The sequence below is a fragment of the Psychrobacillus sp. NPDC093180 genome, from assembly GCF_044754065.1.
Taxonomy (GTDB): Bacteria; Bacillota; Bacilli; order Bacillales_A; family Planococcaceae; genus Psychrobacillus.
The window spans coordinates 25,404-42,946 of record NZ_JBIVOJ010000005.1 but is presented as its reverse complement, the minus strand read 5'-3'; the positions used below and the strand labels follow the sequence as shown (position 1 = coordinate 42,946).

16 protein-coding genes are annotated in these 17,543 nt (G+C 35.3%); 1 reads left to right on the top strand and 15 read right to left on the bottom strand.

Annotated features, from left to right (window positions below; genetic code table 11):
* Positions 1 to 64: 64 nt before the first annotated feature.
* The 4 genes from nfsA to rraA form a co-directional block, all read right to left on the bottom strand.
* Complete coding sequence (gene nfsA, locus ACIP9W_RS08735) at positions 65 to 838, bottom strand: oxygen-insensitive NADPH nitroreductase (protein WP_400788278.1); 774 nt, start codon at positions 836 to 838, stop codon at positions 65 to 67.
* A 62-nt stretch (positions 839 to 900) separates the two neighbouring features.
* Entirely contained in the window at positions 901 to 2,370 is a 1,470-nt protein-coding gene (locus ACIP9W_RS08730; RefSeq protein WP_400788276.1) for an aldehyde dehydrogenase, read from the bottom strand.
* A gap of 22 nt (positions 2,371 to 2,392) precedes the next feature.
* Positions 2,393 to 4,015 carry a thiamine pyrophosphate-binding protein gene (locus tag ACIP9W_RS08725; protein ID WP_400788273.1) on the bottom strand — a complete coding sequence of 541 codons (1,623 nt, stop codon included), beginning with the start codon at positions 4,013 to 4,015 and terminating at the stop codon, positions 2,393 to 2,395.
* A gap of 130 nt (positions 4,016 to 4,145) precedes the next feature.
* A complete protein-coding gene (gene rraA, locus ACIP9W_RS08720; protein ID WP_400788271.1) occupies positions 4,146 to 4,640 on the bottom strand; it encodes a ribonuclease E activity regulator RraA in 495 nt (164 codons plus the stop codon).
* Between the two features lie 211 nt (positions 4,641 to 4,851).
* Here rraA and ACIP9W_RS08715 point away from each other — a divergent pair, with 211 nt between their 5' ends.
* Positions 4,852 to 5,730, top strand: coding sequence for a LysR family transcriptional regulator (locus ACIP9W_RS08715; RefSeq protein WP_400788269.1), 879 nt, complete (start codon positions 4,852 to 4,854; stop codon positions 5,728 to 5,730).
* 108 nt (positions 5,731 to 5,838) lie between these two features.
* Here ACIP9W_RS08715 and ACIP9W_RS08710 read toward each other — a convergent pair whose 3' ends face one another.
* The 11 genes from ACIP9W_RS08710 to ACIP9W_RS08660 all read right to left on the bottom strand — a co-directional run bounded on the left by ACIP9W_RS08710 (position 5,839) and on the right by ACIP9W_RS08660 (position 17,525).
* A complete protein-coding gene (locus ACIP9W_RS08710) occupies positions 5,839 to 6,624 on the bottom strand; it encodes an HpcH/HpaI aldolase family protein (protein ID WP_400788267.1) in 786 nt (261 codons plus the stop codon).
* Between the two features lie 34 nt (positions 6,625 to 6,658).
* Complete coding sequence (locus ACIP9W_RS08705) at positions 6,659 to 7,831, bottom strand: MFS transporter (protein ID WP_400788265.1); 1,173 nt, start codon at positions 7,829 to 7,831, stop codon at positions 6,659 to 6,661.
* A gap of 53 nt (positions 7,832 to 7,884) precedes the next feature.
* Complete coding sequence (locus tag ACIP9W_RS08700) at positions 7,885 to 8,943, bottom strand: Ldh family oxidoreductase (RefSeq protein ID WP_400788263.1); 1,059 nt, start codon at positions 8,941 to 8,943, stop codon at positions 7,885 to 7,887.
* Positions 8,944 to 9,109: 166 nt separating this feature from the next.
* Positions 9,110 to 10,609 carry a tripartite tricarboxylate transporter permease gene (locus ACIP9W_RS08695; RefSeq protein WP_400788261.1) on the bottom strand — a complete coding sequence of 500 codons (1,500 nt, stop codon included), beginning with the start codon at positions 10,607 to 10,609 and terminating at the stop codon, positions 9,110 to 9,112.
* Positions 10,610 to 10,628: 19 nt separating this feature from the next.
* Positions 10,629 to 11,075 (bottom strand): tripartite tricarboxylate transporter TctB family protein, encoded by a 447-nt coding sequence (locus tag ACIP9W_RS08690; RefSeq protein WP_400788259.1) that lies wholly within the window; start codon positions 11,073 to 11,075, stop codon positions 10,629 to 10,631.
* A gap of 80 nt (positions 11,076 to 11,155) precedes the next feature.
* On the bottom strand, positions 11,156 to 12,145 hold the full coding sequence (locus ACIP9W_RS08685; RefSeq protein WP_400788257.1) for a Bug family tripartite tricarboxylate transporter substrate binding protein: 990 nt from the start codon (positions 12,143 to 12,145) through the stop codon (positions 11,156 to 11,158).
* Positions 12,146 to 12,308: 163 nt separating this feature from the next.
* Positions 12,309 to 13,304: a 2-hydroxyacid dehydrogenase gene (locus ACIP9W_RS08680; protein ID WP_400788255.1), complete on the bottom strand. Its 996-nt coding sequence runs from the start codon at positions 13,302 to 13,304 to the stop codon at positions 12,309 to 12,311.
* A 1,109-nt stretch (positions 13,305 to 14,413) separates the two neighbouring features.
* A complete protein-coding gene (locus ACIP9W_RS08675; protein WP_400788253.1) occupies positions 14,414 to 15,166 on the bottom strand; it encodes an amino acid ABC transporter ATP-binding protein in 753 nt (250 codons plus the stop codon).
* A 3-nt stretch (positions 15,167 to 15,169) separates the two neighbouring features.
* The gene (locus tag ACIP9W_RS08670) at positions 15,170 to 15,835 is read right to left on the bottom strand and encodes an amino acid ABC transporter permease (RefSeq protein WP_400788251.1); all 666 of its coding nucleotides are present in this window, start codon (positions 15,833 to 15,835) and stop codon (positions 15,170 to 15,172) included.
* A gap of 33 nt (positions 15,836 to 15,868) precedes the next feature.
* Positions 15,869 to 16,651, bottom strand: a complete 783-nt coding sequence (locus ACIP9W_RS08665) for a transporter substrate-binding domain-containing protein (protein WP_400788752.1) — start codon at positions 16,649 to 16,651, stop codon at positions 15,869 to 15,871.
* 238 nt (positions 16,652 to 16,889) lie between these two features.
* Complete coding sequence (locus tag ACIP9W_RS08660; RefSeq protein WP_400788250.1) at positions 16,890 to 17,525, bottom strand: YczE/YyaS/YitT family protein; 636 nt, start codon at positions 17,523 to 17,525, stop codon at positions 16,890 to 16,892.
* Positions 17,526 to 17,543: the final 18 nt, after the last annotated feature.

The window sequence follows — 17,543 nt, the reverse complement described above, 5'->3', positions numbered from 1 at the left end:
TAAAATTTGTATTTTAATAGCTCCTTAATTAATTTGTAAGTGTTCTGTAGTTATCAATATGAATCTATTTCAATAAAAACTTTTGATCATTTAAAAATGATTTCATATTAAGTCTTCTTGGTACTTTACGTTTATCTGTTATTGTTTCAGACCAATTTCTTTTGCTTTTATTTTGTTCTCTATTAGCATAATAATCTTTCATAGTTTGATCATATTCATCAATATATTCTATTGTTTCTTCAAAATGAATATATTCATTTTCAAAAAACAGACTTTCTATTGGCAATCTCGGTTTTTTACCCGGAATATCATTATTATCAGGATAACCTATGCACATACCAAATACCGGATACGTTCGAGTTGGCAAATGGAGGATTTCTGTAACTAATTCCGGACTATTCCTAATCCCACCAGTATAAACGATACCGTATCCTAAAGCTTCTGCCGCAATCGCTGTGTTTTGAGCGAATAAAGCAGCATCTACTGTCGCTATAATAAACATTTCCGTACTCTCTAAAGATTCTGTCATATCTACGTTGGATAATTTCGCTATATTTTCAATTCTATGAAGATCGGCACAGAAAACAAAAAAATGGGAGCAATCTAGTATGTGTCGTTGACCTCCTGCATACCCCATTAACTTCTCTCTTGTTTGCTGATTAGTTATATTTATAATGGAATATGCCTGCCCATTACTAGATGAAGAAGCTGTTTGAGCTGCCGAAATAATTTTCTTTATTTCTTCATCTGGAATTACTTTGTCTTGAAATTTTCTAATGGATCTATGATTCTCTAATAATTCTAGAATTCGCAGTCCATTGAAGTTTCCACTATTCACCTGGTACCCTCCTTTAATAGTCGACATCAATTTAACTAAGTGTTTTAACTTAGTTTTAATCGTTATAATTGTATGGAAAATGGATTTCGTTTCTCTTCAGATAAATTTATCATTACGTTTTTCATTTGAGTGTATTCATATAACGTATGCCAGCTTCTCTCTCTTCCGTACCCACTTTGTTTAGTACCTCCGAAAGGAGCTCCAATAGCGGAAGTACGATAAGTATTTATCCACACATTTCCTGCTTCTATATTTTGTGCCATTCGCAATGCTCTTTTGATATCCCTGGACCAAATTCCCGCAGATAATCCATACACTGTATTGTTTGCTAGATATATAGCTTCTTCTTCCGTATCAAAAGGTATTACAGTTAGTACAGGACCGAAAACTTCTTCACAGGCAATAGTTAGGTTAGGATTTTCAGTATAGAAAATTGTAGGTTTTATGAAATACCCATTTAAATCTTTATGTTCAAGTGCAGAACCTCCGCAAATAAGCTCTGCCCCCTCCTCATTTGCAGATTCAATCATCTGTAGAATTTTATTGAATTGAGCAAGATTGGCTACTGGACCCATTTGAGTGCTAGAGTTCAGAGGATTACCAAGCTTTATAGTTTCTGTAATCCTTCTTAATCCAGATATTATTTCATCTAGGATCGTACGTTGAACGAGTAAACGTGATCCAGCGATACAAGTTTGACCGGAAGCACCAAATATTCCAGCAATGGCACCTACAGTAGCCTCTTCTAGATCTGCATCTTCAAAAATGATATTTGGAGATTTCCCCCCAAGCTCTAGAGTAATGGGGATTAAGTTCTCGCTAACAGCTCTTGAAATGACGCGTGCCGTTTGAGCACCTCCTGTAAAACTGACTTTCGATATAAGAGGGTGTCGAATAAGAGTATCCCCAGTTTGACCGTCTCCAGTAATGATATTTACTACACCTGGTGGAAACCCTGCTTCTTGAATCAATTTTCCAAATTCAAGTGTTGAAACACTTGCATATTCTGAAGGTTTTATTACAACTGTATTTCCAGTCGCTAGTGCTGGTGCTAATTTGTTCGCAAGTAGTGACAGAGGCGAATTCCAAGCTGTGATTAGTGCAACAACACCGAGCGGTTCCATACTAGTGTAATCAAGTAAGTCTTTATTATCTAAAGGAATTAGATTTCCAACTAATTTATCAGCATAACCTGCAAAATATCGATAATTTCTAGCAGTAAACATAACCTGGTTTTTTGTTTCATTTATAATTTTTCCGTTGTCTTTGGATTCAATAATAGCTAAATGTTCTGCATTTTCTTCGATTAGATCGGCTAAACGGTGTAAAAGTGATGCTCTCTCTAGGCCACTTGTTTTTTTCCATTCTTTAAAAACCTTATAAGCAAATTGCACTGATGCAGAGATTTCACCTTCTGTCATTTGCGGTATCCGTGCCCATCCTTCTTGATTATAAGGATTGTAAGAAATAATAAATTGGTCACTCGAACTTGTTTTCCATTCTCCATTTACTAATGCTCTATACGTTTTCAATGCACTTACCTCCTAATATATTTTACAACTCACGAATAGCAGCAAATTGATTTTGATAAGAGGAGGCATCAATTTTAGCCTCGATAATATTTGGCATATGGTTAGTTGATTGCAAAGCTTCTTTTATAGCACATCTTAACTCTTCTTCTGTATTAACACTCCACCCATTTGCCCCGAAACTTTTTGCGAAGGCAACATAATTAGGGGCAATAAATCCATTTCCAGCAGTTTTTTCATATCCTTTGCTCATTTGCTTAACATCCATCAAGCTAAGTCGTTGGTCTGAAAAAATAATGTTAATAATTGGCCATTTATTCTGTACAGCAGTAGCGATATCAGGAAGTCTCATCATAAATCCACCATCACCTGTTAAAGAAGCAACTGTCTTATTTGGAAATAGGTGCTGAAGCGCCATGGCTGAAGGTAGTGCGAATCCCATTGTCGCTAGACCATTTGTCATGAAGAAGCTTCTTGGTACTACTGAATTCCATAGTTGTGTCACTAATAATTTACTTGCACCCACATCCGTTGTCATTAATGTGTTTGCAGGCAATTCTTCCTGTGCAATTTGGATGACTCTATTTGTAGATAATCCATCAACAAGATAATCAATCTTTTCAATAACCTGTTGCCTATATATACTTATCTCTTCTTTTTTCCACTGACTACTGCTCTCTTTCATTAGCGAATGAACAAATTCAAGAGAATTTTCAATACTCCCTACTACTTCTATCTCCGCATAATACATTTCTTCGTTGTTTGGTGCTTCACTAAACGATACAATAGTATTTGTATAGCTCCATTTTTTAGGTAGTAATTCAACTGGATCAAGACCAATTGCAATGATTAAATCACACTTATTCATAGCAGACTCTTCCAATTTACCGCCCATGAAAAGACCAAAAGAAAGATCGTGTTCATCTGAGACTGCACCCTTAGCTTTTCCAGTTTTAAAAATTGGAATGTTCCATTTCGTTATCAATCTTTCAAGAAGAGAAAATTGATTGCCAGTCCCGAAATTGATACCTAACCCTGCTATAATAATAGGATATTTAGCTTCTTCGATTGCCTTTACAGCCCTTTTTAAAAACCTCTCATCTGGATTTAATTGATATGAATTTATTATTCCAGGTTGGACATCTTCACCCACTTCTTTGCCAACAATATCATTTGGAACATCAAAATGCACCGGACCATAATTAGGAGTAGTTGTTAATTTAAATCCACGATTTAACATAGAGTTCCAATTTGTTGTTGAAAGAGTAGTTGCCAATTTAGTAATTGGTTTAAAAGAATCAATATGCGAAACTTTTTGGCGTAAAGCATAATCGACATTTTCATTATTATAACGATCGGATAGAGTAATCAATGGGGCTCTATCAAGAAAAGCATATGCTAATCCCGGGGCCATCGATAAAGCACCCGGTCCAAGGTCCGTAACACAAATTCCAGGTATTCCTTTTACTTCTCCTACGATACTAGCCATAATTGCGGCTGTTGTTTCATGTTGAGTCAGGATAAAATCTAATCCTTGCTCACTCATGTTACAAAGTAGATCACTGGAACTCCCACCTCCTGGAATTCCAAATACGCTTTCTACTCCGGAAGCTTTTAATTTGTGTACTATCGCTTCGCCTAATATCATCTAAATAAAACCTCCCAATCAACATTATTCAAACACAAATAATTTTCAGTGCTTCAACTCAAACGACTTTTACTGTCTATCTATTCAATATTTATTTTATATTACTCTTTTTTATTGAACTTCCATTTTATTACTCTACTAAATTACGAGGAGAAACAATGACTCCATCTTGATCTACATACACATAATGTCCCGGTGTCCAGTTTATTTCTCCAAAGTTTAAAACAACGTCTTTCTTTCCTATCGCTTCTTTATTTGCCCTGTGGCGACTTGGGCAAGGATGACTACCTAAAGCTAGAATACCCATATCTAGTTTAGCAAGACCTTCTATATCACGGACAAAACCATTAATGATTATACCTGTAATACCACGTTCTTTCGCAATACCCGCTTTCCTGTCACCCATCCATGCACATGGTTGACTCAAGACACCATCTAACACAATAATGGAACCAGGTTCAGCAGTCTCTATTGTTGCCATGAAAATATCATTGTTATTTTCAGTTATTTTAACAGTAGTGATTTGACCAAAAAATTTTTTTTTCATACCGTAGGATTTTAATGCAGCTTTTGACACATTTAATTCATTAATATACTTATCGCATAAATTAGCTGTACTACTCATGTACTTTCCTCTTTTCTTAAATATTTTTTAACTTTTATTGTCTTATTACTGATATAATTATAAATGACTGAATATTTATTAAATAATACCTAAGTGTTATTACGTCTAATAACTATTTTCTATATCTAAATTATTTAATTTGTTATTAGATAAATAACTAGTAGTTTCTACAAAAGGATGGGATAGTTTCTACAAAAGGATGGGATGAATTATGGATGAAAAAGATTGGCTTATCTTAAAAGAACTGTATAGTAAAGGTAGTATTACTAAAGCTTCAGAAAGTTTGTATATTTCCCAACCAGCATTAACTAAGCGCATTCAACAAATTGAAAATAGCTTCAATGTAAAAATAATTTCAAGAAGCTCAAAAGGGATTCAATTTACATTAGAAGGAGAATACTTGGTTAAGTATGCAGGTGAAATGCTCAGTACTCTGCAAAAAACAAAAGATATTATAGTCAATATGGCTAGCAACACAGTAGAAGGGAATCTGAAAATTGGAGTATCAATAAACTTTTCGTACAATAATCTTCCTTTACTCATCAAATTGTTCTCCGCGAGATTCCCCAATATTAAGACACACATAACCACAGGTTATAGTTCTGAAATAGTGACATTATTTCAGGAAAAAAAACTACAGGTGGCAATAGCAAGAGGAGAATTCAATTGGGCCGGACCAAAAAGACATATTGACACTGAAAATATTTGTATTATTTCAAAGGATAAAATCGACATTAACTCATTGAACAAATATCCCAGAATTGAATACAAAACAGATACATTATTTAAACGTCAGTTAGATAATTGGTGGAATGAAATTTATGATACTCCACCTGTAGTAGCAATGGAAGTTGACAATAGTCAAACTTGTATAGAAATGATTTCACAAGGCTTAGGTTATGGAATATTACCACGCTACTGCGTAGGAAAACGTAAAGATCTGCATTTAGAAAACATTCATAATTCCAATGGTCAAATGTTAGTTCGCGATACTTGGATAATTTATCGGGATAAAGAGCTAGAATTAACACCTGTCAAAAAATTCATTACATTCATGGAAGAAACCATTGATTCAGGGGAATTAGTTTAGTAATTTTTTCAGATTATAGGAGTTTTCAAGATTTTCTTGTAACGACTTTTATACGTCAAGAATATTGGGAATCCCATATACAGCTATCATCAATTGCAACCAAACATATTATTTAACTTCTGATACTACTTTTTCGAATGATTTTCTAATAATTGTGAGATCATGCCCAAAAGAAATAACCCTTGCACCTTTTTCTTTCCACTCTAGTACATCTTGACTGAAGTTGGGATTCGTTGGATCCAATTGAGGAGAAATGGCGATTCCTTTAGTCTTTGCTAAACGGAATATCTTCTCCTCAGCTTCTAATACCAATGGATGGTTCTTCTGCCCAGCTACCCCAAGTGCATTAGATAAGTCACCCCGTCCGCTTAATATTACATCGATTCCAGGTACGTTTAATATTTCTTCTATGTTTCTGATTCCTTCCAGACTTTCTATTTGAATTCCCACCATTACTTCTTTATTAGACCATTCTTTAAATTCCCTTCCTCCTACCAAACCATACCCAGATTTCCGAGGGGCGGAAAACATACCTCTTTTTCCAATTGGTGAAAATTTCACTGCATCAACAACTTTTTTTGCTGATTCTGCATTTTCAATATCTGGCACGATAACACCCATAATTCCCATTTCCAAAACGCTTGAAATCTTTTGCTCATTCAAATCCAGTCTAATAAAGGGTGTTAGCTCTTGACATTCTGCTGCACGTATTAAGTTCTCAATCAATATCAAATCTAAAGGAGCATGAGCCCAATCTAAACGTATCCAATCAAAACCAGCCAAACCGGCTAGTTCCACTATAGTCGTTGATGGAGTGGCTATATAAATACCGAATGAAGTTATATCTTTAATTAATGCTTCTTTCACAGAATTTCTTTTTAATTCAAAAGTCATTGTTTCACCTCAATAATTAGTTTTAGTCCTTAATTCAAGTTTTTGATACTGCTATTAATTCTTCATTCTTATCTTCTATCTTAATACCCTTGGCGAATATTGCTCCAATTCCTAAAATGATCCCTTGAATTACAAATATAGATCCCACTCCTATTGATATACTCATCACTGAAAATACCAATGGAATTACCACTTGCGATAACCGATTTGCAGCTAACCTAATCCCAAGAACTTCTGCTGTACGATTAGATGGTGCTAAATTATATGCAATCATTATTGTTAAAGGCTGAACAATGCCTAATCCAAATCCCACAATACCTGCCATAACAGCAACAAATATAAAAAAATCAAATAATGGGATTAAACTATATGCAATTGCTCCACTAAACATAAAGATAAATATTGTTTTTATTATTCCCAACCTCTCAACAACTTTGGATAAATATAGTCGAGTAATTACACTCGCAAAAGATTGGATTGATAATATCCATCCTATTTCTGAAGGTGTCAAACCTTTGGAACTTGCAAACAATGGATAATATACATAAAAAATATCTAAGGATGCTAAAATTAACATACTTATGATGATATTACGTTTTATACCTGGAATAGATAATAAATCATTAACTTTTTGTTTTGTTTGATTCTTTTTGTGTACATTTTCACGATTCACAGATTTAACAAACAAAACTAAAAATAATAGTAAAATTGAAAATATACAATAGAACAAAAATGAATTTTGAAATCCTAAATGTTCTGTTGAGTAACCACCTATTAATGGTCCAAGCATTAATCCAACCGATCCAAATAAGCTGACCATCGCTATCGCTTGATTTCTCTTTTCAATAAACGTTGTTTTTATCACTCCATTCTGTATTGAAATAAATGCCAAAAATTGCGATCCTCCCAATAACAATATCGATAAAAATAGGAATGGTAAATGTGGGAGAAAAAAGGGTATGATTAAGGCAAAAGTTATACCTAATGAACCAATAAGTAATGGTATTTTTTCTCCAAATTGATCAATGAATCTTCCAGCAGGTACTGCAAGAAATAAAGGCGTGAGTGAATAACAAGCAGTAAGGATTCCTATTTCTATCATTGAAGCACCCAATTCGATTGCAAATAAGGACATCATTGGACGTACTGCTGCTACAGGCAGTAAAATAAAAACGTTAGATAGATAGTAGAAAATCAATTGCTTCATAATAGACCTACCTTCATGAAAACCATTGAATTTTCACAAATTTATACCTTATTTCAGTTGACCTCTTGTAATATAGGAAATAAAACTTTCCTTTCCTTGCACAATAACTCGATCTGTTTAATAATTCTTTCTGGTATTTTTGTTGTGCCTTTTTTTTGACTGAGTTTATTTTCCCACTCTATTTCTCCGGGTAAAAATATACTTTTATTTTCATCGATTTTAGGAACAGATCTAATCATTTCAATCAACTCATCGGTTCTTTTATTAAACTCGTCCATACTCATAAACGCCTCAATATTTAGGGATATGAATAGATGGCCATTATTCCGCTTACCATTTTCTTCCACACCAGGATTTTGAATGCCAAATTGAGCACCTGTAAGAACTCCTGCTAAAAGATCAATCATTAAGGCAATACCGTAGCCTTTATGATCACCTATAGGTAATATAATCCCCTCTAACGCTTCTTTCGCGTTTGTTGTAGGTTCTCCCTCACGATTCAAAGCCCATCCAACAGGAATCGATTCTCCCGTTAGCGCTTTAAGACGAATTTTCCCTCTTGCTATACTATTTGCCATATCCAATGTAATTGGATATCCTAAATTGGAACAAACTGAAATGGACCATGGGTTATTTCCTAAAACAACCTTTTTCCCCCCGGTCGGTGCGATTGCTGGGGATGCGTTCGTCATGACAATTCCTATTTTTCCTTTGGCAGCTGCCATTTCTGCATAGTAAGCTGCTGTCCCGAAGTGATTACTTCCTTTTACACCAACAACTCCCACTCCTCTTTCACGACTAATTTCAATTGCTTCTTTCATTGCATAATAACTGACGACACTCCCTAATCCGCCATTCCCATCAACCAAACGTATATTCGTACCTTTTTGTTTAATTTCGATAACAGGTTTAGGATTAATATTCCCTCTTGCTATTTGCTTTAGGTAAGTTGATAACCGAAAAAAACCGTGAGTGTAAACTCCTTTTTGATCTGCATCCAATAAACTTAACATAGTAATTTCAGCGTGCTCTTCAGGTACTCCTACTTCCATAAGAAGCTTTGTTCCTATGGATATATAGTCGTTGTTTATTATCAAGTACTCTTTCTCCATTCAGAATCCTACTCTCTCAATAATAATTAATATTTATTATCCAATATGAAACCTTAGGAATTTCTTAAAATACAAAACAAATGCAGTTATGAGTTAAAATTATTCAACGAATATATATCCTGTTATAATCTGATTGATTCTTTATACTTTTATTCTCAAAAATAATCTATTGTACATCATTAGTTTTTAACTCCATTTGTTTCTGTTTTTTATTAGCAATTATCATAGTAATAATCAAAATAGCCATTATTCCTAATATAGCAAGACTATATCCTCTTGTGAAAAATATCGATAGGCTTCCATCGGATAATGATAAAGTTCGACGTAGACTTATCTCAATTATTGGTCCTAAAATAAATGCTAAAATAAACGATGGTAAAGAGAAATCCAATTTGTTTAGAAGGAAAGCAATGATGCCTGCAATTATTGCTACCCAAACATCAAATGTATGCATAGCTGAAGCGTAAACACCAACTAACGCAATAATCAGAATAATAGGTACAAGTTTTTTATTAGGCAGTATCAGCATTCTCGCCCATAGAGATGTAGTATATTTACCAAAAAAATACATCGCAAGTGTTGCAATTAGAAAACCCCAAAATATTCCGTAAACTAGTTCTGGATCAGTAGAAAACACTTTAGGTCCCGGTTGTATACCCTGAATAAAGAATGCTCCCAAAATAACCGCTGTCGCCGGAGAACCTGGAATACCTAAAGTTAAAAGTGGAACTAATGCCCCTCCCACCGCTGCATTATTGGAAGCTTCTGGAGCTGCAATACCATTCGGTTCCCCTTTGCCATAATCTTGTGGATTTTTTGAAGTTCTTTTTGCTTGAGTATAAGCAAACCATGAAGCCGGACCAGCACCTAAACCTGGAAGTACTCCTACAAATGAACCAATGAGTGAACCGGTTATTGTATTTTTACCAACATATTTAAACTCTTTCCAAGTTAGGGATGTTTTAAGATTTTTGGTTTCTGTCACATAGCGCTTATGCAACTCTCCGATCATTAATAATACTTCAGAAACCGCGAATATTCCTACAAGTAAAGCAACCATAGATATACCTTCCAGTAAGTTAAGATTGCCAAATGTAAATCTTGCCGAACCCGTAAACCCATCAAGTCCAATAGTTCCAAGTAATAGTCCAAGTAAAACAGAGATAATACTTTTCGGTATATCTTTACTGCTCAAACCAGCAACAAGAATAATTCCTAATGTCCCAAGTAAGAAAAACTCTGGATCACCAAATTTAATTGCGATACTAGCTAATGGAATTGTAAGCGTCATTAACATTATTGCTCCAACCAGTCCCCCGAATGTTGAAGCATATAATGAGTACCCCAATGCCTTTCCTGGTTTACCGGCTCTTGCCATAGGCAATCCGTCTAGAATCGTTGCAGTTGCTGCAGGATTTCCGGGAATACCTAATACAATAGATGTAATTGATCCCCCATATTCACAAGCTTGATAAACTGCCACCAGTAACAAAATAGCGGATAATGGTTCCATCGTGTATGTGAAGGGAAGTATCAATGCAATACCTACCGTTGCACCGAGTCCTGGCAATGCCCCAATAAAAAGACCATATATAGTTCCTAGAATAATAGCTAACAATGCCCCCCATGAGAAAAGAGCACTAATATCAAATCCGAATATATCCATATTGTCCTCTCCCTACCACCTAAAATATAACGCCTAATAGATCAGCAAATAATAAGTAAATAATTGTAGATACAATTCCTGCTAGTATAATTGAACTTAATAACTTTCTTTTAACTTGTTTACTATCATCATAAATATAAAATAGTATTGCAAAAAGAATAAGCATAAGTATATAAAAATAGCCTAGCAGTTCCCACAATATAACAAACAAAAAAAGTCCAATTATCGTATAAACTATATATCTGAAGTTGACTAACTCCACTTTTATATCTTTTTGTCTTAGAGTAGTGAAAAAGCTAATGATGCTCATTATTATTAATAAAACACTTATTATTTGAGGAAATGTTGCAGGATTAATCGGCTCATTCGGTTGAAGTGATGAAAATTCCATAGCAGTGAAAAAAAACACTACTGCTAAAATAACTATAAGAAACAATGTTATATAAGTCGCAATTTTATAACTCATTTTTTATCCTCCAATCTTGAAAAAGTAAAACATAGAGTGATTAGATTCCCCCCCTTTTATTTGGGGGGAATTTTATTTTTTCATTTAGAATCTCCCAATAATTTTTGACCATCTTCATAATAATCGTTTATGATTGTTTCAAGTTCCTCTCCAGATTTAAAATAGATATCTTGGTTGGTTTTAGTTGCATAATCTTTAAATTCAGGAGTTTCGCTTACTTTCTTTAATACTTCAATTATTTTCTCTTTTATTTGAGGAGGCGTACCTGGCTTCACAAAATAACCTCGCCAGATTAATTCATCATCAATACTCGTTAAGCCCATTTCCTTAAAAGTCGGAACATCGGGATGAAGAGGAACACGTTCCGAACTGCTAACACCCAAAAGACGAAGTTCACCCGATTCTACTTGTTGCTGAACAACTTCTCCTGAAGCCACAATTGCATCAGCGTTCCCTCCAAGAATCCTTACTAAAGCCTCACCTCCACCGTCATAACCAACATAGTTAAAATCTATTTCAGATTCACTCATTAATTTCAATGCTAGTAAATGGTTAGTCCCATTAGTTTGAGAAGACGCAATATTCAATTTCCTCGGATTTTCTTTCGCAAATGCTACGAAATCCTCATAAGTTTTAAAAGCGCTGTCTACTGGTACTGCAAGTATTTGATAGTTGGATACCATTGTTGCAAGTGGTTCAATATCTTCCGGTTTAAATGGAATTTGCCCTGACGCCATTGTTAAGGGTAAAGTAGAAGAATGATTAAGAATTGTATACCCATCTGCTTTCCTATTAATAGCGTCATTAAGTGCGATCGCTCCACTTCCGCCTTCTTTGTTCTCAATAACAACTTTCTGTCCAAAAAATTCTTCAGATATCCTTGCAACTTCTCGTGACATAATATCACCTGAACCACCAGCTGCGAATGGCACTATCATAGTAATCGTTTTGTTAGGATAATCACTACTTAACTTTGCCTCAACTTTTTGTTCTTCTTGACTACATGCTGTAAGTAAGCTGGTCAGGAACAATGACCCAATTAGTGAAAATAACACACGTTTTCTTTTCATCTCTAACACTCCTTTTTATTAATTTGAATATTCAGACTTAAAAAGGTGCATAGTTATCTATAAAATTCATCAACTACACTATTGTGGATGCTTTGTGAACGCTTACAAAATTACTTTTCTAATGGGCGAAAATAGAAGTCAATATCATTTAATTGTAAAATATTTATGCTAAATAACTTTGCATTTCTTTGAGATTGACAACTGAATTAATATTTGCAACCTTTCCGGTTGTTAATATGCTGTTAATATTTTCGAAAGCACTTTTCAAAACTGCTTCCATAGCCTCATTAGTTCCACCGCCGATATGAGGTGTCATGATTACATTTGGTAAATTTGCAAGCTTATTTCTTTTAGTTATTGGTTCTGTTTCAAACACATCTAAACCTGCTCCTGTAAGATGACCTGATTTTAATACTTCGTAAAGAGCAGTTTCATCTATTACACCACCACGGCAAGTGTTGACAATTACAGCAGTTTTCTTCATTCTTCTCAAGCGCTCTTCATTTATTAAATGATGTGTATCGTTCGTTAATGGGACATGAAGAGAAACTACATCGGATTCCTGAATCAGTTGTTCAAGTTCCATATAAGTTATATCCAGTTTATTTTCCATTTCTTCTGATAGGCGAATAGCGTCAAAATAAAACACCTTACATTCATAACCTTTTAATAATCTTCTAACTTCTTTTCCTATATTTCCAAAACCAATTAAACCTACTTTTTTATATGATAACTCATACGACTGATCTCTTAAGTCAGTTTTAAGCCACCTGTCGTCATTAACAATATTATTATGGGCGGTCACTAAATGTTTTAAAGATGAGACCATCAACATTACTGAATGCTCAGCAACCGATGTTGCATTTAATCCAGTTGTATTGGCAACCATGATTTTTTTTTGGCTTGCTTCCTCAATATCAATATTATTTACACCAGCGCCCAGCTTTTGGATAAAGACACATTTTTCAGCTTTCCTAATCCACGAGGCCGAAACCCCGTTTGTAAACGTCACCAATACTTCTGAAGAAGTGAGATGATTTTCTCGACTAATGTCGTTATTACAAAAGAATATTTCAGCATCCTTACTTAAGTATTTGCGACATAATACTTCCATCTTTTCTGAAACTTTATCCAACATGAGCACTCTCTTCTTAATCACTTCTCTACCCCCTTAACTAGAATCATTGAAACCAACTAATTTAAAAACTTCAAAACTAAGATTTAAGCTTAATAACAATTGTATTGTATTTTCATTATTTTAAACAATGCAATTGTTTTATTACATACTATAACCATTTGTTATGGCTTAAAGAGTCATAACACATGGAGGTTTAAATACTTTTACTAGTTACCAGTATCATTGCTTGAATTATTAACGAATTTAGCCCACTGATGCATCTGCAGGTTTTTAAAAACAACACCAGACATTAATCCAGAGCCACCTTGATAATTTTCATAGAATATTCCACCTATCATCTCATCAGCCGAAAAGAGCCATTCTACCTATTCATCTTCTTTAGATAGAACATGAGAAGTTGTATTTACCAGCCTGGCAAATGAAAATTTTATTCCACAAGTTACTGGAAAGGCATAAAAAGGACCTTATTCTATCCATAAAGTCTAATTTGTCTTAGGTAGAAAGATACCTTTTGTTCCCTGCCGTCTTTTTCTCCTTTCTAATTATAAGTATTCGTCATTGTTATAGGAATTCCTTTCCACCTTAGTAATGCTTTCGTGCATTAGGCAAAATTCAAAACTATTAGAATGGAGTCCGGGTTGTTTCTAGCACTGAGTTGAAATAGTTGTAAGCATTTGAAAAATCAATATTTCACTTGTATACTAAAAGTAAGATTTGAATAAATAAAAAAGACTGCTTGATGTTACAGCATCAAACGGTCAATTATAATAGCGGTTCCCTCAAGGGGATTGGCTGGTTGATAGGATTAACCCATCTGAGCGCTAACTCAAGGATGGGTTATTTTTTTTGGTTAAATGACAGAATCACCACGACTAATGTTGCAAAGCTATTGCGAACACCAATGCTTCGAATACTGACACCGGCACCACCCCCTTTCTTACAGGAGTGAGCCAACCACCCTTGAGTTACCTATCTATTATCCTCTCACTATACCACACATACGTTCTGACGCATACTATTCCCAACACATTGTAAGGACATATCCACACTGAAAAAAGTCACGATTGTGCAGGCATAAATTAATCAAAACACGAGGTCCTGCCTAAACCTATAGGCAGGACCTCATACATTTATTTCAAAACGGTAATCTTTAAAAACTCCTGTGTTCGCTCTTCTTTCGGATTGCTGAAAAATTGCTCGGGGTTGCCGCGTTCCACAATTTTTCCATCGTGCATATATACAATCCAATCTGCTACTTCTTTAGCAAAATCCATTTCATGGGTAACAACAACCATTGTCATTCCTTCTTCAGCCAATTCTTTCATGGTTGCTAAAACCTCTCCCACAAGCTCGGGATCGAGTGCCGATGTTGGCTCATCAAATAGCATAATTTCAGGCTCCATCGCAAGTGCTCTAGCAATCGCCACCCGTTGCTTTTGCCCACCGGATAGTTTATTAGGATAAACATCTAGCTTATCCTCCAAGCCTACTTTAGTCAGTAATTGTTTTGCTTTGGAGATAGCCTCCTCTTTATTGACACCCTTTACCATGATAGGAGCTTCAATAATATTTTCCAAAACAGTTTTGTGGGGGAATAAGTTGAAGTGCTGAAACACCATCCCAACCTTTTCCCTAATCTTGTTGAGGTTATCGGTACTTGGGTCGACTTCTTTTCCTTTAATGATAATGTCGCCGTTATCCTTTTTTTCTAAAAAGTTTAAACAGCGAAGGAGCGTACTTTTCCCCGAGCCACTCGCTCCAATTAAACAAACAACATCGCTCTCATAAACGGTCATATCGATCCCTTTTAATACATGCAAGTCTCCAAATGATTTATTCAATTGATTTATTTTAATCATTTCTTTTGTGTCCAATGATTTCATCTCCTATCTGTCACTTACTGCTAATTTCGATTCAAATCGGTTCACTACGAATGTCAACAACGCCACTAGTACTAAATAGTAGATTGCTACAATGAGTAAATAGGTCATTTCGTCAAAATTATTGGATCCTAGTGTTGTCGCAACATTGAAAAGCTCATTCATGGAGATAAATGCGGCTAACGAAGAATCTTTTAAACCGATGATAAATTGGTTGCCTAAAGGCGGCAGCGCTCGGCGGAATGCCTGCGGAAGAATAATTCTTCTTAATGTCAGTACTTTTGTCATCCCCAACGAGCGGCCTGCCTCCATCTGTCCTTTGTCGACGGCCTGAATCGATCCTCGAAGGATTTCCGAAATATATGCTCCATTATGTAACGCCAAGGCTAAGGATGCGGCCCAGAAATCAGGGAGAAGGAAAATCCCACTAATTCCGAAGTAAAGGATAAATATTTGAACAATCAGAGGTGTCCCACGGACTAAATAGACATATGCATCTGAAATGAATTCTAAGACTTTTATTTTAGAGATCTTTAATAAAGCAAAGAAAAGTCCGATAACGATCCCGATTAAGATAGAAACGACCGTCAGCTCTATTGTTAAAAGCATAGCTTTTAGGAATACACTTTTGGTTTCTATGAGTGTTTGTAAAAAATGTGAAAAACTTGGCAATGTAGCTACTTCCTTTCTTTCCATAGTGATGGATTATTCCGGTTTTTTGGTAATGTCCTCACCAAAATATTTAATGCTAATCTCAGTTAGTGTTCCATTTTCTCGGAGTTTCTCCAGCGTTTCGTTTATTCGCTTCAATAGTTGTGGGTTATCCTGGGGCAGCACGATCGCTTGTTCACTACGCTCAATTAACTGCTGTCCTTTAATCTCAAACCCTTCTTTTGCAGCATTTTTTCCGGTAACAAAATCTGTAATTACCGCATCGTGACGTCCGGTGTTTAACGCTTGTAAAGCTGTAATATCACTGTCATATGTCTTTATATCGTCTGTATACTTAGCCGCAGTATCGGCATAAGTCGAACCTTTTGCTACAGCTACTTCTTTTCCTGCTAAATCTTCTACAGTCTTAATATCACTATCCGGTCTGGTGAAAATTTGTGGTCCCGAATAATAGTAAGGAGTCGTGAAGGAAACATGTTTGCTCCGCTGCGGATTAATCGTGTGGCTAGCAACAGCCGCATCCGCACGTCCTGTTTTTACCCCTTCTACAATCCCTTTAAATTTAATTCGCTTCTGAACCGGCTTAAGACCCATTTCTTTTGCAATGGCTTCGCCAACTTCCACATCAAAGCCTGACATGGTGAGATCATCATTCATATAACTAAATGGCTTAAACTCCCCAGAAGCAGCAAAAACAAATTGATCATTATGTATTAGTTTGGATCCATCGGCAAGCTTCTCCTTCTCAGCACAAGCTGATAAAAAGCAGACCACGATCAAACCAAAAACCAATATTAACTTTTTATTTAACCACATGCTGGCTATCAATCCCTTTCACTCTTATTTATTTCTACAATACTATTGCTAACTAAGTAGCTAACTTATATATGGTAAATACCCAATTACTCCCGGATTAAACAAAAGAGTGTCAGGCACCTTTAATGGCGCCTGACACTCTTTGTATTACACCTATCATACACATTTGATTAATGTGAAAGTGAAAGGGACCCCATGATGGGATCCCTATACATCGATTTTATTTATTTTTAGTTGTCTACATATGCGTTAACAGTCGATCCTTTTCACCAAGAAAATATGCCATCAGTTTTTTACATTGAGGAATAGAGAATCCTAAAATTGGACCTAATCCAAATGCAATTATCACTGTTCCTATTCCAACAGGCCCGCCTAACATCCAACCAAGCAGAAAAACGAGTATTTCCATTCCATTTCTAACTAACGGAATACTCCAACCCGTTCTTTCAATGATTAAAAACATAAAGCTGTCTCTAGGACCTTCTCCAAAATCAGCAGAAACATATAATCCGATACCATATCCAATCAGAACAACACCTATGATAAAGGCAATTGTTGCTCCTGCTAAACTATCAATGCTAGGTAAAATAAAATTAAAAAGATCAATAAATAACCCTAGAAACAACATATTCAGAAAAGCCCCTATTTTTGGCCATGCCTTATTGAAAATCGAACTGATTATCAAAAGTAAAAATCCACTTATTATCGACCAAGTTCCAATAGTAAAGCCAAATTTACTGAATAGACCATAATGAAAAACATCCCATGGTCCAATCCCTAAATACTTTCCTTCAATTGTTAAAGAGATGCCAAATGCTAACACTATCAATCCAAAAATAAAAAAAGACCAGCGTAGAATCCATTTCTTTTTCATAACCGCTCCTCTATCATA